Raw genomic sequence first — 24,009 nt, 5'->3', positions numbered from 1 at the left:
CATCTAAAGTGCGGTAAGTTACCGCACTTTATTTTTAAATGCTTGCTAAATTTCTTTTTTAAGGGAATTTAGCAAGATTTAACGAGAGAAAATAATATGAGTATTAGAATTTTACCTGAAAATGAAATTAAACAAGCTGCAAGTTCATTTCAAAATCCCCCTCTGCTCTTTGCCAACCCAAAGAATCTCTATTTTCGCCGAGCAAAACGATTAAGAGATTTAGCAGAAAATAACTCTTTCGGCGATTATTTAGAATTTGCTGCAAACCTTTCTGAAGTTCAGTTAGACTTATTAGAAAATCGCCCTATCGCCAATTATGCAGAAAAACTTACCGCTTGTGTTCAAACAACAAATGGTCAAAAACCTTTAAACGCTAAGACTTTCCAAAGAACGGAAGAATGGCGAGAAATCTTACTTGCATTAATCGATAAATTTAAGCCTTATGCAAACGATACAATGCTAGCCACAATCGAACTGCTAGAAAAATCGTCAAGTTCTGAATTAGAAGCCTTTGCTGATGATTTACTTAATGAACGTTTTGAAACCGTAGGAGCAGATAAAGCGGTTTTCTTATGGGCAGCACTCTCTCTTTACTGGACACAACTTGCACAACAATTACCACGTAACACGCAAACCGAAGTCGGCGAACGCCATACCTGCCCGGTATGTGATTCTGCACCGGTTGCAAGTGTAGTACATTTTGGTGATACACAAGGACTTCGTTATTTGCATTGTGCATTATGTGAAAGTGAATGGAATATGACTCGCTCACAATGTTCAGTGTGTGATCAAAGCGGTAAATTGGATTATTGGAGTATTGATAGCGTAGAAGCGGCAGTCAAAGCAGAAAGTTGTGGCGATTGTGAGAGCTATCTAAAAGTGCTTTATCAAGAAAAAGATCCGCATGTAGAACCCGTTGCCGATGATTTAGCAACCTTAGTGTTAGACGCTGAAATGGAACAAAAAGGGTTAGCTCGTAGCGGCTTAAATCCGTTCCTATTCCAAGTAGAATAACGCTCACAAAGCATAAAAAAGCGGTTGTTTTTCCTCAAGATCTTGCAAAATCCTGATTAAAAATAACCGCTTATTTGTTATGGACTGTTTGCTATGCTTCTAAGAAAAGTGGACCTAATGCCGTTTTAGGAATCCCAAAACGCTCTGGGTAATGTACATCGACTAAATATAAACCTTCCGCTTTTGCGGTTGGCGCAGCCAAAGTCCGATCTCGTTGTTCCAATAGCCATTTAATCCATTCTACCGGCTGTCTGCCCTGCCCGACTTCAATCAAACTTCCAACAATATTCCGAACCATATGATGCACAAAAGCATTGGCTTGAATATCCACCACAATATAATTACCTAATCGGCTCACATTCAGGTGATGAATATTACGCCAAGGCGTATGCGACTGACATTTTGCGGCGCGGAATGAACTAAAATCATTCTCGCCCAATAAGAACTGACCTGCCTCGTACATTTTTTGATGATCTAATTCATGATGATAATGTGACACACCTTTCGGCAAAATTGCTGAACGCAGTTTATTATTAAAAATGATGTAACGATAACGTCTTGCTGTCGCACTAAAACGAGCGTGGAAATCTTCGCTGACTTCTACTGCCCATTTCACCGCAATATCGTCCGGTAAATTCGCATTAGTACCGAAACACCAACTTTGCAACGGACGCATTGCCTCCGTTTCAAAATGTACCACTTGCCCCGTACCATGTACGCCGGAATCAGTTCGACCAGCACAAAAAACCTCTATGGATTCATTAGCAACAACCGATAATGCCTCTTCCAGCTTTTGTTGCACGCTTTCCACTTCGTCTTGACGCTGCCAACCGAAATAACTGCTACCATCATATTCAATGCCTAACGCTATTTTCATTTGTAAAATTTCTCTTATTTCTGACCGCTTGTTACGCTCTTTATTGCTTTATATAGCAAAAGTGGGCTTTCGCCCACCTAATTATTTATTGATTAAATTTAAAAATTCTTTACGCGTTTCTCGATCTTCCAAGAAAGCACCTCCGAATGCGGAAGTCACCGTATAACTATTGGTATCCTTCACGCCACGGCATTTCACACAGAAATGCGTTGCTTTAACAAAAACCGCCACATCTTCGGTTTCTAAAATGGTTTGGAACGCAGTCAAAATTTGTTCGGTAAAACGCTCTTGCACTTGAGGACGTTGTGCAAAAAATTGTACAACACGGTTAATTTTAGATAAACCGATCACCCATTTTTTCGGGTAATACGCTACCGCTACTTTACCGTCAATCGTAACAAAATGATGTTCACAAGTAGAAGTTAGGGTAATATCGTCCACTAACACCATTTCGCTGACTTTCATACGATTTTCAATATTGGTAATTTTCGGGAAAGTCGCATAATCTAAACCACTAAAAATTTCATCCACATACATCTTCGCCAAACGGTGCGGGGTTTCTTCCAAACTATCGTCTTGTAAATCCAAACCAAGTAATTCCATCACCGAACGCATATGCTGCTGAATTTCTGCACGACGGGAATCTTTATCTTTAGTTAATTGAATCGTTGGGGTTTCGATGCCTTTCGCAATTAAGGCTTCACGCACTTTTTGGGCTTCTGCGGAGATAATACTCATTGGGGATCCTCTAAAAATTAAGGCTGAAATTTTAACAAATTGACATCAAAAAAAATAGCACTAAAATTTATCTCAATAATAACTCATTCCAATAAATCATATGACTTTTTACCATTTTAATACTCATCTTGTGCCACATTCACAAATAGACACTTTAAAAACGCTACTTAATTGCAAATATTTTGCCGATTCAGACCGCTTGTTAGGTTCATCCAAAGGCAGAGGCATTACTTGGTTTCTAAACACTCAAGCCGAACTGGGTGTAAATGTGGTGCTTCGTCATTACTATCGAGGTGGGCTGTTCGGTAAAATCGTCAAAGATCAGTATCTATTTAACGGGCTAGAAAATACTCGAGCTTTTCAAGAGTTTTCTTTATTGGAAAAATTGCACGAATGGCATTTACCCGTCCCTCGACCGATTGCATTAAAAGTAGAAAAAACCGGCTGTTGGTATAGAGCGGATATTATGCTGGAAAAAATTGAAGGAACGCAAGATTTGAGTAAATATCTCCAAACTCACGCACTTTCTGACATGCAATATCAACAAATCGGTAAATTAATTCGCCGATTACACGATCATCAAGTACACCATTCGGATTTGAATATCCATAATATTTTGCTTGAGCCAACCAGCGATCAATTTTTCTTAATTGATTTCGATAAATGTGGCATTTCACAAACTAATGATTGGAAATCGGAAAATTTAGCCCGTTTGCTACGTTCGTTTAAAAAAGAACAAACACGTTTAAATATTCAATTTAACGAGCAAAATTGGCAAGCCTTGCTCGCTGGTTATCATAAATAACGTTATTAATAAAAAGAAGAAAGTTTGAAAGGCTTTCTTCTTTAGCTATTTGAAATATACAAAGTTCACGTATTATGGTTAATGCTCAAAAGAGACCTTTATACTCCCCTTCCCTAACGCTTCTTTTAATCCCTTCACATTATGAATTTTACCAATGTTAGTATAATGATAAGGGGTATCAAAACTCTCATAAAAAATCACCAATGTCTTCCCTTGCCAAAGCAAAATATCACCGGTTTGAATTAAGCCAACTGCGTGATCATAAGCAGTCAAATTTTTAGGTAATTCTGCAAATTTTTCATTGCGTAGGTGGTCTTGCATTTCCAATGTTAAAGGTAACAATTCTGTAAGTTGCTGTGCAGCCTTGGTATCGGCTAATTTTGCTTCGAAAGTTTGTTGTCCTATCGTAATTTGCATCGTTTTTCCTTGTAAAAATGGGCTAAAAAGCAGACTAAAAATCAGCCCAAGTAAAGCCTTAATTTTCATCGCTAACCTCATCAATCATTTTGATGATTTTAGCTGGTACTCCCGCAACAAGCGTATTTGCCGGCACATCTTTAGTAACCACACTACCTGCTGCAATAATCGCATTCTCACCGATCGTAACTCCTGCTAAAACCGTTGCGCCTGCACCAATCCAAGCATTTTGCTTAATCACCACAGGTTTAACGATTACACCACGACGAGTTTTCGGATCCGTTGGGTGGTTAACCGTAATAATATTTACTCTCGGGGCAAGCAAAACATTATCTTCGAGTGTAATCCCACCCAAATCGGTAAACACACAAGCGGTATTAATAAATACATTTTTACCAATGCGAAGATGACGACCGAAATCACTATATAACGGCAAATTAACGTGTAAAGTTTCATCAATATGCGATTGGGTAATCTCGCTTAATAGATGTTGGATTTCAGATTGTGTTTGAAACTTTCCTGATAATTCAGCAATTCTAGGGGCATTTTCTGCTACAATTCGATGAATATCCTCAAAAACTTGGCTTCCTTGAGGAATCAACTTATCGATAGGTAAATCAACAGCATATTGCATTTTTGTTCTCCGGTTTTCAAAAAGATAAGCGGTCAAACTCCTCTCATTTTTTGCAAAATTTAGCGAAATTTGACCGCTTGTTATTATTTCAAGTTAGCTTTAAAGAACTGTTCAAATTTATCGTATGGAATTTTGCCTGCAACATTGTCATATAAATCGGTGTGAGTGGCATTTGGTACGATATATAATTCTTTATTTTTACTACCTAAAGATTTGAATGCATCTTCACCAAAATAACGTGAATGAGCAATTTCACCATGAACCACAAGTGCCGGCGCTTTTAATTCGCTTGCACGTTGTAACAAAGGCATATTGATAAATGATGATGCCATCACAGTGTTCCAACCTATGGTTGAATTGACACTGCGAGAATGGAAGCCTCGTGGTGTTTTATAATAGTTTGAATATTCACGCACAAATCTTGGTGTTTCTGCTGTAATTTTATCTTGCGGTGTTAAATGATCTTCCGCGTTGCCATTTAATGCATAATCATTTGCAGCAGCTTCCCAACGTGCATTAGCTAAATCTTGTTTCATTTTATAACGAGCTTCTGTCGTCATTGCTGGCACTCGTTCATATTGCCCTTGCGGAGATGGATCCATTTTAATCTCATAACCATCAGCCATAACTCGAGTCATATCATACATCGTGCTAACAGCTACCGCTTTAATACGAGGGTCTGAAACTGCTGAGTTCAGTGCAAAACCGCCCCAACCGCAAATACCTAACACCCCAATTTTTTCACGATCAACGTTATCAAGCGAACCTAAAAAATCTACAGCTGATACAAAATCATCAGTATTGATTTCTGGTGAAGCAGTATTACGAGGTAATCCTGAGCTTTCTCCTGTATATGAACCATCAAATGCGATGGTTACAAAACTACGTTCCGCCAACGTTTGAGCATACAGACCTGAAGACTGTTCTTTTACTGCACCGAATGGGCCACTTACTGCAATCGCTGGTAATTTGCCCTTCGCCCCTTTAGGCACATATAAATCGCCCACTAAAGTAATACCATAACGATTTTTAAAGGTTACTTTGCGGTGTTCTACTTTGTCTGATTTTGGGAATGTTTTATCCCATTCTTGAGTAAGTTGGATAGTTTGAGCAGGAACTTCAACCACCGTTGCCGATTGCGGTAAATTTGCCATAGCATTGCCTCCGATAAGCGTAGAACTAAATAAAAGTACACTCGAAAGTGCGGTTAACTTAGTACGAATTTTCATTTGCTTTCCTCATTAATCATTTCAAAAGATGTGTGCATTATAAAAATTTCCATTCAAATGATAATGACCAAAAATTCAATAACATTTATTCATTCAAGTTCTAAATCAGGTAAAATAGCGGTTAAATTTCTCCTATTTTTACCACAAGATTTGTATTATGTTTCAACGAGAAAATTATAATGATCTGTATGCTTTTTTATGTGTCGCACGGGAACAAAATTTCACTAAAGCTGCCACTAAATTGGATATTTCACAATCTGCGTTAAGTCGTACGATTAAACAGTTGGAATCTCGTTTAGGCGTACAACTCTTTGCTCGAACCACCCGCCGATTATCACTAACTCACGCCGGTAACCAGCTTTTTCAAACTGCTGAACAAACATTTTCTAAACTCGATCAAGAACTAACAATGTTAAGTCATTACCGTGAAACACCATCTGGTTTGGTACGGATCACAGCCTCACAATATGCTCTTGATAAAGTGTTATTGCCTAAACTCGCTCAATTTCAAACACGATATCCTGATATTCAACTTGAGTTAATCAGCGATACTGCATTTTCCGATATTATTTCCGAGCAGTTTGATGCTGGTGTTCGTTTTGGCGATTCAGTTGCTGAAGGAATGATTGCTGTCAGAATTAGTAATGATGAAGAAATGGCGGTTATTGGAGCACCTGATTATTTTCATACTTACGGATTTCCAAAAACACCTTCTGATTTAGCTCATCATCAATGCTTAAATTATCGCTACGCCAGCGGAGCGATGTACCATTGGGACTTCATCGTCAATCACGAGCATATTCAGGTCAAAACACAAGGACAATGGACATTTTCTAATGATTATTCGATTAGAGATGCTGCGAAATTAGGATTAGGACTAGGCTATATCTGTAAAGATTTGGTTCAGAAAGAGTTGGAAAAAGGCGAATTGATTCAAGTGCTAAGCGAATTTAGTTATACCTTTACGGGCTTTCATCTTTATTACCCTCATCGGAATACTTCGCCAGCGCTGAAGTGCGTGATTGATGAGTTAAGGGAATAAAAAAAGCGATAATTTTTTGCAAAAAATTCACAAAATCTTACCGCTTATCGTTTATTACCAACCTTTTACAATACCGCCCGGGAAGTGTTTAAGTGCTTCTTGATACACTTCTTCGGTTTGGAAGGCTTTAACAAAGTCTTTAATTGCTGGATTGTCTTTGTTGTCTTCACGAGAAACAATCAAATTCACATACGGAGAATCTTTCGCTTCCACAATCACACCGTCTTTTTCCGGTGTTAAACCTGCTTGACCTGCATAGTTATTATTAATGATGGCAAGATCTACATCATCTAATGCACGTGTTAATAATGCTGTATCCACTTGCGTGATTTTCACTTTTTTCGGATTTTCAACAATGTCGATTTCGGTTGCATAAAGATTTGTCGGATCTTTTAATTTAATCACGCCGTTGGCTTGTAATAACAGTAATGAACGACCTACTGTACTTAGTTCATTTGAGATCGCAATTTTTGCACCTTCTTTTAAGTCACCGATGGCTTTTAACGTTTTTGAATAACCTGCAATAGGGAACACAAACGTATTCGCTTGTGCAACAAATTTATAGCCTTTCTCTTTCATTTCACGCTCAAAGAACGGTACTGACTGGAAGGCATTTACATCTAAATCACCGTGGCTTAATGCGTAATTCGGTTGAGTATATTCACTAAATTCAACCAACTTCACATCTAAGTTATATTTTTCTTTTGCGATACGAGCCGCTACTTCGTTTACTTGTGCTTCAGGCCCTTGCATCACACCGACAGTTAATGTTCTTGCTTCTACTTTTGTAGTATCTACTGCTTTCTCTTCTTTACAACCGGTTAATGCCAAAGCTGAAACAACGGCTAAACCAAATAATTTCTTAATATTCATAGGATAAACCTCTCAATTTAGATAAAAAGAAGCGGTAAAATTCTCTGCTACTTTTGCAAAATTTTAGATAAATTTTACCGCTTGTTTAACAATTTTCGGAATCAGTTAATGATTACCAACCTTTCACGACACCGTCTTTAAAGTGTTTTTGTGCTTCGCCGAACACTTCTTCAGTTTGGAACGATTTCACAAAGTTTTTCACCGCTTCGCTGTCTTTGTTGTCTTTACGTGCTACAATGATATTTACATATGGAGAATCTTTATCTTCTACAAAAATACCGTCATTCGCACTTAAACCGACTTGCCCCGCGTAAGTATTGTTTACTACCGCTAAATCCACATCATCTAATGCTTTTGCTGCCACCGAAGTATCCACTTCTTTGATATTTAATTTTTTCGGATTTTCAACAATATCTAATGTAGTTGAGAATAAGTTGGTATTGTCTTTTAATTTGATTAAACCTTGTTTCTCTAAAAGAATTAAGGCACGCGCAAGGTTTGAAGGGTCGTTAGGAACAGCAACCACAGCACCTTCTGCTAACTCTGATACGTTTTTAATTTTTTTAGAATAGCCTGCAAGTGGGAATACGAAAGTATTACCAACAATTTCAAGGTTAGTTAAGCCTTTTGATTGGCTGTCTTTATCTAAATACGGTTTGTGTTGAAAAGCGTTTGCGTCTAAATCGCCTTTGCTTACCGCCGTATTTGGTAACGCATAATCATTAAATAATACAAATTCAACCTCTAAACCGTATTTTTGTTTCGCTACTTGTGCCGCTTTTTCCGCCACAGTATGTTCCGGACCAGACATTACGCCTACTTTAATTTTTGAAGTGGTTTGTGCTGCTGGAACATCCGCTTTCTTCTCTTCTTTACAACCTGTTAATGCCAATGCAGACACTAACGCGATACCTAATACTTTTTTAAAATTCATAGGAAAACTCCTTTTAATGTTGTGTTTAACGATGATCATAACGTTTTGCAAGGTCATCACCGATTTTTTGGCTGATCATTACAATCGCTACAATAATAATTGTTGAGATCCATTTTACATAGACCATATTACGGTGTTCACCATAACTGATGGCAAGATTACCCAAACCACCGCCACCAACCGCACCTGCCATGGCAGAATAACCGATTAAGGCAACTAAAGTTAATGTGATACCGTTAATTAAAATCGGCAATGATTCCGGTAAATAGAATTTACTGACCACTTGCCAATTAGTTGCTCCCATTGATTTAGCCGCTTCGGTTAAACCTGCTGGGATTTCTAATAACGCATTTGAAGTTAAACGCGCAAAAAACGGAATTGCCGAAACGCTTAACGGCACAATAGCTGCCGTTGTACCGAGCGTTGTCCCAACTAATAAACGGGTAAAAGGTAACAACACGACTAACAAAATAATAAACGGAACAGAACGGCCGATATTAATAATAATATCTAAGATTTGATGTAAACGAGGATTCTCTAAAATCTCACCTTTACCGGTCAAAAAAGCCAAAAAGCCAATTGGTAAACCGACTACTACTGCTAATAAAGTTGAGGCAAACCCCATATAGAGCGTTTCAAGCGTTGAAGTGCCGACTAAGCCCCACATTTGAGGTGTGAGTTCTTGCATAAAATTATCCCACATAACCTAACACCTCCACTTTTACATTATTATCCATTAAATAGAATTTTGCTTCCGCAATCGAATCGTTATTACCAGTAACTTCCGCAATCACAAAGCCGAATTTGACCCCACCAGCATAATCAATTTGCGACATTAAAATACTGAAATCAATGCCGAATTTTTTCGATGCGGTAGAAAGTAACGGTGCATCCACCGAACGACCGGTAAATTCAAATTTAATAATCGGTTTCCCGTTGGGCGTTGGATGCTCAGAAAGCTGTTCGGTATATTCCGCCGGTAATTCGTAATGGAATGTCGATTGAATAAATTTCTGTGCCAATTCCGTTTTTGGATTAGAGAAAATTTCACTCACCGAACCGCTTTCAATTAGCTGACCTTTATCAATCACCGCTACGCGATCACAAATACGTTTTACTACTTCCATTTCATGAGTAATCAATAAAATGGTTAAACCTAACCGCTTATTAATGTCTTTTAATAGCTGTAAAATCGATTGGGTTGTCGCCGGATCTAACGCACTTGTCGCTTCATCACATAATAAAACGTGCGGATCACTTGCCAACGCACGAGCAATCGCCACTCGCTGTTTCTGACCGCCGGATAAATTGCTTGGATAAACGTCTTTACGTTCGGTTAAGCCGACCAATTCAATTAATTCATTTACTTTCTTCTCGATCTGATCTTTCGGTGTATTACTTAAGGTTAATGGTAATGCAATATTTTCATATACCGTATGTGATGCCAACAAATTAAAATGTTGGAAAATCATCGCAATATTACGGCGAGCTAAAATCAGCTCTTTTTCCGACATTGCGGTTAAATCCTGCCCGTCCACAATCACACTACCGATTGTCGGACGTTCAAGTAAATTCACACAGCGAATAAGCGTGCTTTTGCCCGCACCACTCGCCCCGATTACGCCGTAAATTGTCCCCTTCGGCACCTCAAGGTTTACATTGTCTAAGGCGGTAATTTTTTTACCCTTTACCTCAAACTGCTTGCTGATATTTTTCAGCTGAATCATACCAATATATTCCACACTATAAATTAAAAAACTAGTTTATTATTTTAGACGTCTAGATTGCTATGTCAATTCACTAAACTAGTTTTTTTATATCAAAAAAGAATAAAAAACCAACTAATCATACTAAGAAAGAAAAAACGGTTGAATTTGCAAAATTTTTTACACATTCAACCGCTTGTTGTTTTATCGCTTAATGCTTACGCCTTACGCCACGTGGTGCCGTTTGGAGTGTCTTCCAGCACGATATTCATTGCTTTTAGCTTATCGCGCACTTCATCGGCTACCGCCCAGTTTTTCGCCGCTTTCGCTTCGTTGCGTTGTTTGATTAATGCTTCGATTTCCGCAACTTCATCATTATCCGCATCGCCTTGTAAAAACGCTTCCGGAGCTTGATAGAGTAAACCTAATACGCCGGCTAATTCTTTTAAACGTACCGCTAAACCGTTCGCTTTCGCCATATCTTCGGTTTTGAGTTTATTCACTTCACGTGCGATTTCAAATAACACCGCTAATGCGCCCGGTGTATTGAAATCATCGTCCATTGCCGCTTTAAACGCTTCGACGTATTGTTCGCCGCCAGCAATCTCAACCGATAAATCACAACCACGTAATGAAGTATATAAACGCTCTAACGCCGAACGAGCTAAATCTAAATTATCTAAACTGTAATTTAATAAGCTACGATAGTGCGCGGTTAAGAAGAAATAACGTAAAGTTTCCGATTCATATTTTTCTAACATGGTGCGAATCGTGAAGAAATTGCCGAGCGATTTTGACATTTTCTCATCATCAATCGTTAGCATACCGGTATGTAACCAGTAATTTACATAATCGCCGCCATGGGCACAGCAAGATTGCGCAATTTCGTTTTCGTGGTGTGGGAACATTAAGTCCGAACCGCCACCGTGAATATCAAAATGTTCACCTAATTCTTTGCTGTTCATTGCCGAACATTCGATATGCCAACCCGGGCGACCGTTACCCCACGGGCTTTGCCAGCTCGGTTCGCCTTCTTTCGACATTTTCCATAATACGAAGTCCATCGGATTTTTCTTAACCGATTTAATTTCAACACGTGCGCCCGCTTGTAATTGTTCTAAATTTTGGCGAGATAACGCACCGTATTTTTTGAAACTTTCCACATCAAACATTACATCGCCGTCTGCCGCTACATAAGCGTGGCCATTTGCGATCAGTTTTTCCACCATCGCCACAATTTCCGGAATATGTTTAGTTGCACGAGGCTCAACATCCGGGCGAAGAATATTCAGATCATCAAAATCTTTATGCATTTCGGCAATCATACGATCGACTAATTGATCGCAAGTTTCGTTATTTTCTAACGCACGTTTGATGATTTTATCGTCTACATCGGTAATATTACGCACATAACGCAAGTTATAGCCTAAATAACGTAAATAACGTGCAATCACGTCAAATGATACAAAAGTACGTCCGTGCCCAAAGTGACAGAGATCGTAAACCGTAACACCGCAGACATACATACCAACTTGGTTCGGGTTAATCGGTTTAAATTCTTCTTTTTCACGTTTTAAAGTGTTATAAATTTTGAGCATAGTATCCTCTGTACTGATTTGTTATCGCAATGTTGAGAAGTATAGCGAATAAGCGGTCTAATTTTGAGATTTTTTTGCAATTTCCCGTAAACTTTTTAATAATAACGCACCAAACTCCCCTTTCTCTTTTATAAGGAAATCTAAATGATTACATTACATACGAATTTCGGTGACATTAAAATCGAACTTAACTTTGAAAAAGCACCAGTAACCGCAAAAAACTTTGAAGATTACTGCAAAGAAGGCTTTTATAACGGTACGATTTTCCACCGTGTTATCGATGGTTTTATGATTCAAGGCGGCGGTATGACTTCAGGTTTAATTGAAAAAGCAACCAAAGCGCCGATTCAAAACGAAGCGAACAACCGTTTAAGCAACAAACGTGGCACACTTGCCATGGCGCGTACTTCTGATCCTCATTCAGCAAGTTCACAGTTCTTTATCAACGTAGCGGACAATACTTTCTTAGATTACCGTTCAAAAGAAATGTTTGGTCGTGAAGTGGTTCAAGAATGGGGCTATGCGGTATTCGGTGAAGTGGTTGAAGGTATGGACGTGGTTGATAAAATCAAAGGCGTGAAAACCGGCAACAAAGGCTTCCACCAAGATGTACCGGTTGAAGATGTCGTAATTGAATCAGTAACCGTTGCATAATCGCAAAATAAGTTAGAAATTTGACCGCTTGCACTCAACACAAGCGGTCAAATTTTTTTATCATTCTGCAAAATAGAATCCTCTTTCACAAAAGTAACAAAACTATGCAAATTTATCTCGTTGGCGGTGCAGTACGTGATCAATTATTGAACTTACCGGTAAAAGATCGGGATTATCTCGTGGTCGGCGCAACGCCTGAACAATTATTAGCACAAGGTTATCAGCAAGTCGGCAATGACTTCCCCGTTTTTTTACATCCAAAAACCAAAGAAGAATATGCGCTGGCCCGCCAAGAACGTAAAAACGGGGTCGGCTATAACGGTTTTCTCTGCGACTTTTCGCCGGATGTCACACTCGAACAAGATTTAATCCGCCGAGATTTAACTATTAATGCGATTGCCCAAGATGCAAGCGGTCAAATTTTTGACCCTTACGGCGGTAAACAAGATTTAGCAAATCGCCTGCTTCGTCATATTTCGCCGGCATTTAGCGAAGATCCGCTGCGGGTTTTAAGAGTGGCTCGCTTTGCCGCCCGTTTCCATTCGCTTGGCTTTAAGATCGCCCCTGAAACGGTAAAATTAATGCAAGAAATGACCGCTTATGGTGAATTGACTCACTTAACTGCGGAGCGTGTTTGGTTAGAAACCCAGAAAGCCTTTGCAACGGATAATCCGCAAATCTATTTTGAAGTATTACGAGAAATCGGTGCGCTAGCCGTATTATTTCCAGAATTAGACCGCTTATTCGGCGTACCTCAACCCGAGCAACATCACCCTGAAATTGATAGTGGAATTCATACCTTACTGGTAATTGAGCAAGCCAAAAGACTTGCAAAAAACGCGGAAAATCCGACCGCTTTGCTATGGGCTGCCCTTTGCCACGATTTAGGCAAAGGTTTAACCGAAAAAGAGATTCTTCCACATCATTACGGACACGAAGTAAAAGGTATCAAACCGGCTCGAGAACTTTCAAATCGCCTGAAAGTGCCAACAGACGTAAAAGATTTCGCTATTTTAGTAACAGAATATCATACACATTGCCATAAAATGGCGGAGCTGCGTCCGGAAACAGTATTAAAAGTATTTAATGCACTTGATGTATGGCGTAAACCGCAACGTTTCTTTGATTTTTTACTCGCTTGTGAAGCGGATGCACGTGGCAGATTAGGTTTTGAAAATAGAGAATATCCTCAAGCAGAACTCGCTAAACGTTATTTTGAAGTTGCGAATCAAGTCGATGTGCAACAAGTGATTGCGGATGGTTTTGAAAAACAAGCGATTAGGGATGAACTGAATAGACGTCGGACAAATACGATCGCGACACTAAAGAAAAAATAACCCAAACATTATATTTTTCCTCTCACTCATATAAACCATAAAAATTTAATGGTTTTTTTGCTATTTCCACTATTTTTTTATGGTTTATTCATTCTATAATACTCCCCTTTTTAATTATTCTTATTATTCATATAAAAGGGGACAACCATGAAAAAAAATGCCATTACAGTGGCTCTCTTTACGTTATTAAGTCTAACGGCTCACGCAGAAGAACGTATTGAATTAGAAGAAGTGAAAGTTAATGCACGAGGTAAACTGGGGGATTCAGCTCTCAACAATGCCGATAATATCAGTGATCAAGTCGTTGATAAATCACAACTAAAACATCGGTCGGCAACCTTAGGTAATGCTTTAGCAGGAGAACTCGGCGTACACTCGAATCCGTTTGGTGGCGGTGCAAGTAAACCGATTATTCGAGGACAAGACGGGGTACGCGTTAAAATTCTGCAAAACGGTACGGATGTGATTGATATGTCCTCACTCTCTCCCGATCATGTAGTCGCTGCCGATACCTTGCTCGCCAGCCAAGTGGAAATTGTACGAGGTGCAAATACGCTTTTATATAGCACCGCTTCGCCTGCCGGCGTAGTAAATGTGGTGGACGGGCGAATCCCAACTCAAATGCCTGTGGGTGCGATCTTACCTAATTTGGAAGGAGAAGCACTAACTCGCTATAACACAGCTAGCAAAGAAGTTGTGAATACTGCCGGTATGACTTTAGGGCTGGGTAATCATTTTGCTCTACGTCTTGAAGCCTTAAAACGTAATGCTGATAACTACCGTGTGCCAAGATTCCAAGCGGAATCAGAGCAATTACATTATTTACCAGGAAGTGATAATAAATCACAAGTTGGTACAATCGGGCTTTCTTATATTCACGATAAAGGCTATTTAGGTGCATCTTACAGCCACCGTAAAGACCGCTACAGTATTCCCAGACATATTCATTGTAATAGTGATAGAGAACATTTCACACAATGGTATGGCTCCGGACGCTATTATCTGTCTATCTATCCACATTTAATGGGAGATGAGGATATTTATGATAATCCGCATACACATTGTAGACATAATCATAATGAACCAAGTGAAGACAACCCAACGGGGATATTAGTTAATCACCTGCACGACAGCCCTTATATTTTGATGAATACCAAGCGATATGATATGCGTGGCGAATTATTACAACCGTTTAAATGGTTAGATAAAGCAAAATTGAGTCTGACTTTTGCCGATTATTACCACGATGAACGAGATCCGGGTAATCCGCAGACTCAAAGCAATCCGAAAAGTAGCGAACGAAACCCAACTGTCGATAAAAATAGTGAAAATGCCATTTTCAAAAATAAAGGATTTAATAGTCGCTTAGAACTTTATCACGCACCGACTAAGCATTTTAAAGGGCTTGTTGGATTACAGTATCAAACCCAAAAAGCAAGTGTAGGAGAAGTATTACTGCCAAGTTATTTTGAGTCGCCGGAAGCTTATAGCGAAGCATTACAAAATAATGTGAACAGTTATCGCCCTTATTTACTGGTACCGCATACGAATAAGAGTTTAAGTTTATTCGGCTTGGAGCAATTTAATCTAGGGAAATTTAGCTTAGATACCGCTATTCGATATGAAAAACAAAGGACACCGGTTCACTATGAACAAAAATTGTTAAATCATGCACTGAACAGTTTGCAAAAAGATCCGTCAAGACCTAAGGTATATTCGCCGATTCATCCCGATTTAACCCCATATAAACAAAATGCGCTTTCTTATGCGGCAACCATGTCTTGGGACTTTACTCCAGAGAATCGTTTGTCATTGAGTTATTCACATAATGAACGTATTCCGTCGCCGATGGAGTTGTATTATCAAGGAAGACATCTTGCCACCAGTTCTTTTGAGCATGGCAATAAAGATTTAACCAAAGAAAAATCAGATAACTATGAATTAGCTTTCCGACACACAGGAGATAAAGTTTTTTATAAAACTAGCGGCTATTACAGTGATTTCGACAACTATATTTTTAATGAGAATGTAGAAAAGGAAGGAAATCTTTACTTACGCCGTTATAACCAGACCACCGCAAAATTTTATGGCTTAGAAGCAGAAGTGACTTACCAATTCCATCCTGATCACAGCATCACATTATTCGGTGATATTGTGCGTGGACGTATTGGAAAATTATCGCCGGTGATTGGTAAAAATTTCTATGATAAAGATCCGATCTTAGATGAAAGCAGTATTGATAGTCCTTGTTTATTAAACGGTGGCGATTTAAGCCGATGTGTAAGCTTTAGCAACCAATCGGAATTAATCGCACCGCCGGAAGTTAGCTTAGATCCTGGTTGCACTCAAAAAAATATTGAAAATGAACCGGAATACTGTGTCATCACTTATCCTGGTAAAATCGGTACAGATAAACTTAAACGCCCGGCAACTAACGCACCTCGTGTTCCACCAATCCGTTTAGGTTTCCGTTGGCAAGGCTATTTCAATCAGAACTGGTCTGCAAATGTAGAATATATTCGTGTCTTGACTCAAAAACGAGTTTCAACTTCAACCATTGCAATTAAACCGAGATTACATACTCCAAAAGGCTGTACTCGAAGTGATGATAACTGCGAAATTAAAAACTACGTGAATAATAATTTACCGATGGTCGCTCGTAAAGTAACGGAAAATAAAACACAAGGTTACAACTTGTTGAATTTAGGGATTGATTACAATCGCATTATTAAAAATGTCGATTACACTTTCTCTTTACGAGCAAATAACGTATTAAATGAGCAAATTTATATCCATAACTCATTCTTACCTTATGTACCACAAATCGGACGTAACTTTACCTTTTCAGTAAATGTAAAATTCTAATCGATCAGCACACGTAAAAAAGGCGGTGTAATTATCTTACACCGCTCTTTTATGTTTTATAACCAAAGCAATTAACTATTCGTACTCTTCTAACCAAATCGTTAAAATCGCTTCTAAAATATGTTCGTTTGACGCTTCCGGATCATCATCAAAATCTTCCATTTCACAGATCCATTTATGCATGTCGGTAAAACGAACTGTCGTCGGATCCAAATCAGGATTCATATCATATAGATTTTCCGCAATCATACGGGTATCAGACCATTTCATTAGTGTGCCGCCTCATTTGCGTGATTTAAGTTATATTTCGGAATCTCCACCACTAAGTCTTCTTCGCCAACTACACATTGGCAACTTAAACGGCTATCCATTTCAAGACCCCATGCTTTATCTAGCATATCTTCTTCTTGATCGGTTGTGTCATTTAATGAATCAAACCCTTCACGAATTACAACGTGACAAGTTGTACAAGCACAAGAACCGTCACATGCGTGGTGAATTTCAACACCGGCATTATGGGCTAACTCTAATAAATTGTCACCGGTTTGTGCGTCAATCACCATACCTTCCGGACAGAACTCTTCATGCGGAAGAAAAACAACTTTTGGCATAATATCCTCTCTTTTTGATTCCACCTCTGTTAAAGAGATAAAACTAATTAAATAATCTCATCAACGGCTTTACCCGCTAATGCTTTCTGGATTGATAAATTCATTCGCTTCGCAGCAAATGTTTGTGTTGCAAGATCTAAATCTTTTACCCCTTGGGCAATCGCTTGTCGATCCGTCCCTTGTTTTAATTGAATCAGTTTTTCAATTTCAGCTTCAATTAATTTAAACTCTTCAACGCTTAATACTTCCGCACCGTCTTGTTGTAATGCCGAAATAACCGTATCAATCGTTCTATCCGCTTCAACACGTTGTTCAGCAAGTTGACGAGCTTCCATATCTTCTTTGGCGTTTGCCATTGAAGATTTAATCATTTGCGTCACTTCTTCATCAGTTAAGCCGTAAGACGGTTTAATTTGAATTGAAGCCTGTACTTTGGTCGATTTTTCCATTGCGGTTACGCTAAGTAAACCGTCTGCATCCACTTGATAAGTTACACGAATTGTCGCTGCACCGGCAACCATCGGTGGAATGCCTCTTAGCGTAAAGCGACCGAGTGAACGACAATCTTCGACTAACTCACGTTCACCTTGTAACACATGTACGCTCATTGCAGTTTGACCATCTTTCGCAGTCGTAAATTCTTGTGCTCGTGCAACCGGAATCGTTGTATTACGCGGAATAATCTTATCCACTAAACCGCCCATCGTTTCGATACCAAGTGAAAGCGGTACGACATCTAGCAACAACATTTCGCTATCTGGTTTATTACCGACCAAAATATCTGCCTGAATTGCCGCTCCCAATGCAACCACTTTATCTGGATCAATCGAAGTTAACGGATTCTTCTCGAAAAATTCACCGACTTGTTCACGTACAAATGGTACACGGGTTGATCCGCCAACCATTACCACTTCACGGATTTCTTCGCCTTCCACACCGGCATCTTTTAACGCACGGCGACAGGTCATTAATGAACGTTTAACTAACGGCTGAATTAACTCATTAAATTGTTCACGGCTTACCGTGCCTTGCCAATTTGCAAATTTCACTTCGGTTTCGACCGCTTGTGAAAGTGCGACTTTAATTTGGGTAGCTAGCGTTAATAATTCACGTTGTTCATTGGCATTTTGCGGTTTGTAATTTGCCTGTTCTGCAATCCAATCAGCGAGTAAATGATCGAAATCATCACCACCAAGTGCGGTATCGCCACCGGTTGCCAACACTTCAAACACGCCACGACTTAAACGCAAAATCGAAATATCGAAAGTACCACCGCCCAAATCATAGACTGCGATAACACCTTCCTGTCCGCTATCTAACCCGTAAGCAATCGCAGCTGCTGTCGGTTCATTTAATAAACGTAATACATTTAAACCGGCAAGACGAGCCGCATCTTTGGTACTTTGGCGCTGTGCGTCATCAAAATATGCCGGCACCGTAATCACCACACCGGACAATTCTCCACCTAAACGCTGTTCAGCAAAACGATTTAAGTGACTCAAAATATCCGCCGACACTTCTACCGGACTTTTGTTACCTTGTTTAGTTTGAATTAACGGCAAGCCGTTATCGCTAGCGATGAATTGGTAAGGTAAATTAGGATAACGTGCTTGTACATCTGCAAGTGAGCGACCAATTAAACGTTTTGCCGAAATTACCGTATTCTGAGGGTCAACACTTGCCTGTTCAAATGCTTCAACCCCAACTGTTTTTTGTTGTTCGCCGTAGTGAACGACAGATGGAACTAATACACGTTCCTGATCATCTAACAACACTTGCGTTTGCCCGCTACGTACACTTGCCACCAATGAATTGGTTGTGCCAAGGTCAATACCGACTGCTAAACGATGCTGATGCGGTGCAGCCATCTGTCCCGGCTCAGCAATTTGAAGTAATGCCATTATTGTTTATCTCTCTTTTTTATTGGTAGGCACACACTACGTGTGTCCACGGACGCAAGCATTGCGTCCCTACAATCACTCCGAATTATGCCACGGAGTATCCCATATTTTCCGGTGCGAATACGCCTTGATAGTGACGTTCGATTGGTACAGCGATTTTACTTTCTAATTCTAATACTTGATGACCTTGTAAATTCGCAATATCCGCTTGCCAGTTTTCCCAGCGTAAATCTTGATAAAAATCGGCTAAATCACCGGCTAACGCCCAACCAAGAAATTCCGAATAACCTAAATTTAACGATTCCCATTTTTTCGTTTTCGGATTGTGATAGTAAACTTGCCCGAGTTTATCACCTAAGCCGCCGGCATTAATCGCAAAATAACCACCAATCGCATCATCCGCCACTAATAAATGGCTCGGTTGTTCGCCTGATTGTTTAAAAGTTTTACCAAAATTCCAATCAAATAAGCCTCTCGGTAATTTTTCATTGCCTGAGCCTAAAATACGTAACCAACCGTGATCAATAAAAATACCACCGGTTTCATACACAATTGCCCCTATTGGCGAACGAGTTGAAAGTTGCATTCCGACCAATGCTGCACCGGCATCTTCCGGATAACTCGCTAAAATTTCATAATGATTTTTTGCTTGCGTAAACCAGTCTCTTAAAATGAGCCACGCTGATTGCTTATCTAATAATTCTTCTAATGCTTTCATTGCAAAATTTCCTTTAAATTCAACCGCTTATTTTCGGGCTAAGAAATAAATTCCTAATCCACAAGCAACTGTCAATAACCCAATTAATTGATTTAATTGGAAAGGACGAACCGCCATACCAAACAAACCAAAATGATCGATAATCGCTCCTGTGACCAACTGTCCGACAATAATAAAAAACAGCATATTGGTAATGCCGATTTTAGGCGCTAAAAATACCGTGGTAAAGACGAAACCCGCACCTAAAATGCCACCGAGTAATTTCCAAAACGGTTGTGAAGGAAGCTGTTGTAACGCACCGCTTAAATCCGTTTTCCAAAAACAAAATAGTAGTAACGCAATTGTACCGGTTGCAAACGAGATAGTTGCAGCAACTAAAGGCTGACCAAGCATTGCCTGTGCTAAACGGCTATTGATTGCCGCTTGGCTTGCCAGAGCAGAACCTGCGACTAATGCCAACAAAATATAGGGTAAAGACATTTGCAAAATTCTCTTAAAATCCGACCGCTTATCAAACGCCTTAAGTATTACATTTCAAAGAATTTTTCTTCAACTTTCTCAATTTGAATAATCAATTTTTTAAAATAACGCAAACGATCAGTTAAAGAGCCGGCTTGTTGCCATTGCTGTGCTTCCAGAGCTTGCTCCAGCTGCTGTAAAACCACTTTTTGTTCAGCTTTAATTTGCTTTAAGAAGGCGGTTAATTCGTCTTCATCACGACGATGTTCAATCGTTTCAAGTTTCTCATGCCATTCCATTTGTTGCATTAAGAACTCAATATCTCGCATACTTTTTTCTTCGAGATTTTTTACTTCTCCGGTATGAATTTCAATAATTGCTACCGCACGTAGAATCGGATCTTTTAAAATTTGCAATGCCGTATTGACATCTGCCGATTTCTGTACTGAAGCAAGCTGTTCTGCTGAAGATGTATTCGCAAAGTTATCCGGATGAAGTTGTTTTTGTAATGCAAGATAACGCTCTGAAAGTAAAGCATTATCTAATTGAAATTGAACAGGTAAATCAAATAATGCAAAAGGATTATTCATTGCTTGCCTCTATACGTTAAAACTTTCGCCACAACCGCAAGAGTCTTTTACATTCGGATTGTTATATTTAAAGCCTTCATTTAAGCCCTCTTTGACGAAATCTAATTCAGTACCGTCTAAATAAGCAAGACTTTTTTCATCCACAATCACTTTGACTCCGTGTTGCTCAAAGATTTGATCATCCTCATTTAACACATCAACAAACTCAAGCACATAAGCCAGTCCCGAACAGCCGGATGTTTTTACCCCTAAACGTAAACCGATACCTTTACCACGGTTTTCTAAGAATGTACGAACTCGATTTGCTGCTGTTTCCGTTAATGTAATTGCCATAAAGTATCCTTTTTAATCTGTTAAATGAATGCGATCTTTATCACGGAAAACACGGAAATACCCGAAAACGTTGATTTTGCAAAACTTTGCGAAGTATCAACCGCTTGTTCTCGTGTTTTCCGTGTTATCCTAACTAAATATTATTTAGCTTGTTTTTCTTTATAATCTGCGATCGCTGCTTTAATTGCATCTTCTGCAAGAATTGAACAGTGAACTTTTACCGGTGGTAATTCTAATTCTTCTGCGATATCGCTGTTTTTAATCGCACCCGCTTCTTCTAAAGATTTACCTTTAACCCATTCGGTAATTAAAGAACTTGATGCGATTGCAGAACCACAACCGTATGCTTTAAAGCGTGCATCTTCGATAATACCTTGATCATTTACTTTGATTTGTAAACGCAAAATATCACCACAAGCCGGCGCACCAACCATACCAGTACCGATATCCGCTGCTTCTTTATCAAATGTCCCTACGTTACGTGGGTTCTCGTAATGGTCAATTACTTTTTCGCTGTATGCCATATTTTTTATTCCTTTTGTTAAATATTCCCCCTCTTTAGTAAAGAGGGGGTTAGGGAGAGATTTGTAAATAAAGTCAAATATTTAACCGCTTATCAAATCCCCCTCAATCCCCCTTTTCTAAAGGGGGAGGCTAATGATTAATGGTGATTCCACTCGATTTTTGATAAATCTACACCTTCTTTAAACATTTCCCAAAGTGGAGAAAGTTCACGAAGTTTCACAATCGCTTTTTTCACAATTTCGATAGTGTGATCGATTTCTTCTTCTGTTGTCCAACGACCTAATGTGAAACGAATTGAGCTGTGTGCTAATTCATCGTCACGACCGATTGCACGCAATACGTATGAAGGTTCTAAACTTGCTGAAGTACATGCAGAACCTGATGAAACTGCGATATCACGTAATGCCATCATTAATGACTCACCTTCAACAAAGTTGAAGCTGATATTTAAGTTTGAATCTACACGTTTGCCTTCTTCCATTGAACCGTTTACATACACTTCTTCGATATCTTTGAAGCCGTTGTATAAACGGTCACGTAAAGCACGTAAACGTGGCATTTCAGTTGCCATTTCTTCTTTAGCGATACGATATGCTTCGCCCATACCTACGATTTGGTGTACAGGTAATGTACCTGAACGCATACCACGCTCGTGACCACCACCGTGAATAATTGCTTCAATACGTACACGAGGTTTACGACATACGTATAAACCACCGATACCTTTCGGTCCGTATAATTTGTGGCTTGAGAAAGACATTAAGTCTACTTTTAACTCTTGCACATTTACTGGTACTTTACCAACTGATTGAGTTGCATCCACGTGGAAAATGATTTTCTTCGCACGGCAAATTTCACCGATTGCTTTAATATCTTGGATCACACCCATTTCATTGTTTACGTGCATCACAGAAATTAAAATCGTATCCGGACGGATTGCCGCTTCTAATTTTGCTAAATCTAATAATCCATCTTCTTCAGGATCTAAGTAAGTTACTTCAAAACCTTCACGCTCTAACTGACGGCAAGTATCTAATACTGCTTTATGTTCAGTTTTAACGGTAATGATGTGTTTACCTTTAGTTTGGTAGAAGTGTGCAGCACCTTTAATCGCAAGGTTGTCTGACTCTGTTGCACCTGAAGTAAATACGATTTCACGGCTATCTGCACCGATTAAATCCGCAATATGGTTACGTGCAACATCTACCGCTTCTTCCGCTTCCCAACCGAATTTATGTGAACGTGATGCAGGGTTACCAAAGATGCCGTCTTTAGTCATATATTGCATCATTTTTTGTGCAACACGCTCATCCATTGGAGTGGTTGCAGCATAATCTAAATAGATAGGTAATTTAATTGACATTTTTACTCCTAACTCGCTTGAAATAAGCGGTCGTTTTTTATTAAATTTTTACAATTAGTGTTTATGCGAATGATCGTGGCAATGCTCTTTTTCACAATCGTGATCCGAATGCTCTTCAACAAGCTCCGCCAAGGTAATCGTATTTAAAAACACGCCGATTTGATCTTCTAAACGTTCCCATAAATGATGGGTTAAACATTGTGAATTCTTGCTACAGTTACCGCTACCTTTACATTTCGTCACATCAAGGTTTTCATTCACCGCCGCAATGATCATACCTACGCTAATGTCTTCCGGCTGCTTACCTAATTGGTAACCGCCACCGGGTCCACGTACACTGTGTACAATCCCTTCTCGACGTAATTGAGCAAATAATTGTTCCAAATACGACAAAGAAATCGCTTGACGTTCAGAAATATCGGCAAGACTTACCGGTAAAGATTTTCCATGTAACGCAATATCTAAGATTGCTGTTACCGCATAACGCCCTCTTGACGTTAATTTCATAGTTTGCCCTCTTTTTGGAAAAAGAAAAGTAATCAATCTATGTGTGAATTTTGATATGCCCGACTATTTTAGTCAAGAATCTTACACTTATCACACTGAAAGGTTTTATAAATGATCAGAAATACAAATATTTATGCTTGATAACACAGAGGAATAGTTTGCATCTTTTTTAACCTAAAATCCCTATAATTATAAATGATTTTTGATTCACTTAAAATATAGAGGAGAGTCAAACTTGAGAGAAATACAATTTATACATATATAACGAAACTTTTTAAA

At 39.1% G+C, this 24,009-nt stretch carries 26 protein-coding genes; 6 read left to right on the top strand and 20 right to left on the bottom strand.

Annotated features, from left to right (window positions below; genetic code table 11):
- Positions 1–96 precede the first annotated feature (96 nt).
- Entirely contained in the window at positions 97–1,014 is a 918-nt protein-coding gene (gene fdhE, locus NYR60_RS02185; protein ID WP_279467534.1) for a formate dehydrogenase accessory protein FdhE, read from the top strand.
- A 91-nt stretch (positions 1,015–1,105) separates the two neighbouring features.
- Here the strand turns inward: fdhE and truA are convergent, their stop codons facing one another.
- Positions 1,106–1,891, bottom strand: coding sequence for a tRNA pseudouridine(38-40) synthase TruA (gene truA, locus NYR60_RS02180; RefSeq protein WP_279467533.1), 786 nt, complete (start codon positions 1,889–1,891; stop codon positions 1,106–1,108).
- An 81-nt stretch (positions 1,892–1,972) separates the two neighbouring features.
- Positions 1,973–2,629, bottom strand: coding sequence for a GTP cyclohydrolase I FolE (gene folE, locus NYR60_RS02175; protein ID WP_279467532.1), 657 nt, complete (start codon positions 2,627–2,629; stop codon positions 1,973–1,975).
- Between the two features lie 100 nt (positions 2,630–2,729).
- Here folE and NYR60_RS02170 point away from each other — a divergent pair, with 100 nt between their 5' ends.
- A complete protein-coding gene (locus NYR60_RS02170; protein WP_279467531.1) occupies positions 2,730–3,434 on the top strand; it encodes a 3-deoxy-D-manno-octulosonic acid kinase in 705 nt (234 codons plus the stop codon).
- 78 nt (positions 3,435–3,512) lie between these two features.
- On the opposite strand, the gene NYR60_RS02165 is transcribed toward NYR60_RS02170, so the two are convergent.
- From NYR60_RS02165 to NYR60_RS02155, 3 genes are all read right to left on the bottom strand, one after another.
- Positions 3,513–3,851 carry a cyclophilin-like fold protein gene (locus NYR60_RS02165; protein ID WP_347710221.1) on the bottom strand — a complete coding sequence of 113 codons (339 nt, stop codon included), beginning with the start codon at positions 3,849–3,851 and terminating at the stop codon, positions 3,513–3,515.
- A gap of 58 nt (positions 3,852–3,909) precedes the next feature.
- On the bottom strand, positions 3,910–4,485 hold the full coding sequence (locus tag NYR60_RS02160; protein ID WP_279467529.1) for a sugar O-acetyltransferase: 576 nt from the start codon (positions 4,483–4,485) through the stop codon (positions 3,910–3,912).
- 83 nt (positions 4,486–4,568) lie between these two features.
- Positions 4,569–5,714: an alpha/beta hydrolase gene (locus tag NYR60_RS02155; protein ID WP_279467528.1), complete on the bottom strand. Its 1,146-nt coding sequence runs from the start codon at positions 5,712–5,714 to the stop codon at positions 4,569–4,571.
- Between the two features lie 157 nt (positions 5,715–5,871).
- Between NYR60_RS02155 and NYR60_RS02150 the strand changes: the two genes are divergently transcribed.
- The gene (locus NYR60_RS02150) at positions 5,872–6,756 is read left to right on the top strand and encodes a LysR family transcriptional regulator (RefSeq protein WP_279467527.1); all 885 of its coding nucleotides are present in this window, start codon (positions 5,872–5,874) and stop codon (positions 6,754–6,756) included.
- Positions 6,757–6,810: 54 nt separating this feature from the next.
- Here NYR60_RS02150 and NYR60_RS02145 read toward each other — a convergent pair whose 3' ends face one another.
- From NYR60_RS02145 to cysS, 5 genes are all read right to left on the bottom strand, one after another.
- The gene (locus NYR60_RS02145; protein ID WP_279467526.1) at positions 6,811–7,629 is read right to left on the bottom strand and encodes a MetQ/NlpA family ABC transporter substrate-binding protein; all 819 of its coding nucleotides are present in this window, start codon (positions 7,627–7,629) and stop codon (positions 6,811–6,813) included.
- Between the two features lie 112 nt (positions 7,630–7,741).
- A complete protein-coding gene (locus NYR60_RS02140; RefSeq protein ID WP_279467525.1) occupies positions 7,742–8,563 on the bottom strand; it encodes a MetQ/NlpA family lipoprotein in 822 nt (273 codons plus the stop codon).
- Positions 8,564–8,588: 25 nt separating this feature from the next.
- On the bottom strand, positions 8,589–9,266 hold the full coding sequence (locus NYR60_RS02135) for a methionine ABC transporter permease (protein ID WP_279467524.1): 678 nt from the start codon (positions 9,264–9,266) through the stop codon (positions 8,589–8,591).
- The gene (gene metN, locus NYR60_RS02130) at positions 9,256–10,290 is read right to left on the bottom strand and encodes a methionine ABC transporter ATP-binding protein MetN (protein WP_279467523.1); all 1,035 of its coding nucleotides are present in this window, start codon (positions 10,288–10,290) and stop codon (positions 9,256–9,258) included. The genes NYR60_RS02135 and metN overlap by 11 nt, the downstream gene beginning before the upstream one ends.
- Positions 10,291–10,487: 197 nt before the next feature.
- Positions 10,488–11,867, bottom strand: a complete 1,380-nt coding sequence (gene cysS, locus NYR60_RS02125) for a cysteine--tRNA ligase (protein WP_279467522.1) — start codon at positions 11,865–11,867, stop codon at positions 10,488–10,490.
- Between the two features lie 144 nt (positions 11,868–12,011).
- Between cysS and NYR60_RS02120 the strand changes: the two genes are divergently transcribed.
- The 3 genes from NYR60_RS02120 (at position 12,012) to NYR60_RS02110 (ending at position 16,723) form a co-directional block, all read left to right on the top strand.
- A complete protein-coding gene (locus tag NYR60_RS02120; protein ID WP_005612256.1) occupies positions 12,012–12,521 on the top strand; it encodes a peptidylprolyl isomerase in 510 nt (169 codons plus the stop codon).
- Between the two features lie 104 nt (positions 12,522–12,625).
- The gene (locus NYR60_RS02115) at positions 12,626–13,858 is read left to right on the top strand and encodes a multifunctional CCA addition/repair protein (RefSeq protein WP_279467521.1); all 1,233 of its coding nucleotides are present in this window, start codon (positions 12,626–12,628) and stop codon (positions 13,856–13,858) included.
- A gap of 147 nt (positions 13,859–14,005) precedes the next feature.
- Positions 14,006–16,723: a TonB-dependent receptor gene (locus NYR60_RS02110; protein ID WP_279467520.1), complete on the top strand. Its 2,718-nt coding sequence runs from the start codon at positions 14,006–14,008 to the stop codon at positions 16,721–16,723.
- Between the two features lie 75 nt (positions 16,724–16,798).
- Here NYR60_RS02110 and iscX read toward each other — a convergent pair whose 3' ends face one another.
- The 10 genes from iscX to NYR60_RS02060 form a co-directional block, all read right to left on the bottom strand.
- The gene (iscX, locus tag NYR60_RS02105; RefSeq protein WP_018651770.1) at positions 16,799–16,993 is read right to left on the bottom strand and encodes a Fe-S cluster assembly protein IscX; all 195 of its coding nucleotides are present in this window, start codon (positions 16,991–16,993) and stop codon (positions 16,799–16,801) included.
- Complete coding sequence (gene fdx / locus NYR60_RS02100) at positions 16,993–17,334, bottom strand: ISC system 2Fe-2S type ferredoxin (protein ID WP_279467519.1); 342 nt, start codon at positions 17,332–17,334, stop codon at positions 16,993–16,995. The genes iscX and fdx overlap by 1 nt, the downstream gene beginning before the upstream one ends.
- A 47-nt stretch (positions 17,335–17,381) precedes the next feature.
- Positions 17,382–19,235 carry a Fe-S protein assembly chaperone HscA gene (hscA, locus tag NYR60_RS02095; protein ID WP_279467518.1) on the bottom strand — a complete coding sequence of 618 codons (1,854 nt, stop codon included), beginning with the start codon at positions 19,233–19,235 and terminating at the stop codon, positions 17,382–17,384.
- Positions 19,236–19,320: 85 nt separating this feature from the next.
- Positions 19,321–19,953: a DUF2625 family protein gene (locus NYR60_RS02090; protein ID WP_279467517.1), complete on the bottom strand. Its 633-nt coding sequence runs from the start codon at positions 19,951–19,953 to the stop codon at positions 19,321–19,323.
- 27 nt (positions 19,954–19,980) lie between these two features.
- The gene (locus tag NYR60_RS02085; protein WP_039196395.1) at positions 19,981–20,433 is read right to left on the bottom strand and encodes a DMT family transporter; all 453 of its coding nucleotides are present in this window, start codon (positions 20,431–20,433) and stop codon (positions 19,981–19,983) included.
- Between the two features lie 47 nt (positions 20,434–20,480).
- Complete coding sequence (gene hscB / locus NYR60_RS02080; protein ID WP_279467516.1) at positions 20,481–21,002, bottom strand: Fe-S protein assembly co-chaperone HscB; 522 nt, start codon at positions 21,000–21,002, stop codon at positions 20,481–20,483.
- 9 nt (positions 21,003–21,011) lie between these two features.
- Positions 21,012–21,335: an iron-sulfur cluster assembly protein IscA gene (gene iscA / locus NYR60_RS02075; RefSeq protein ID WP_279467506.1), complete on the bottom strand. Its 324-nt coding sequence runs from the start codon at positions 21,333–21,335 to the stop codon at positions 21,012–21,014.
- Positions 21,336–21,475: 140 nt separating this feature from the next.
- Positions 21,476–21,859: a Fe-S cluster assembly scaffold IscU gene (gene iscU, locus NYR60_RS02070; protein ID WP_005597611.1), complete on the bottom strand. Its 384-nt coding sequence runs from the start codon at positions 21,857–21,859 to the stop codon at positions 21,476–21,478.
- 137 nt (positions 21,860–21,996) lie between these two features.
- Positions 21,997–23,217, bottom strand: a complete 1,221-nt coding sequence (locus NYR60_RS02065; protein ID WP_279467954.1) for an IscS subfamily cysteine desulfurase — start codon at positions 23,215–23,217, stop codon at positions 21,997–21,999.
- A 60-nt stretch (positions 23,218–23,277) separates the two neighbouring features.
- Complete coding sequence (locus NYR60_RS02060; protein WP_279467505.1) at positions 23,278–23,730, bottom strand: Rrf2 family transcriptional regulator; 453 nt, start codon at positions 23,728–23,730, stop codon at positions 23,278–23,280.
- Positions 23,731–24,009 lie beyond the last annotated feature (279 nt).

The organism is Actinobacillus genomosp. 2, assembly GCF_029773605.1.
GTDB lineage: Bacteria > Pseudomonadota > Gammaproteobacteria > Enterobacterales > Pasteurellaceae > Actinobacillus.
This window is presented reverse-complemented; position numbering and strand designations above follow the sequence as displayed.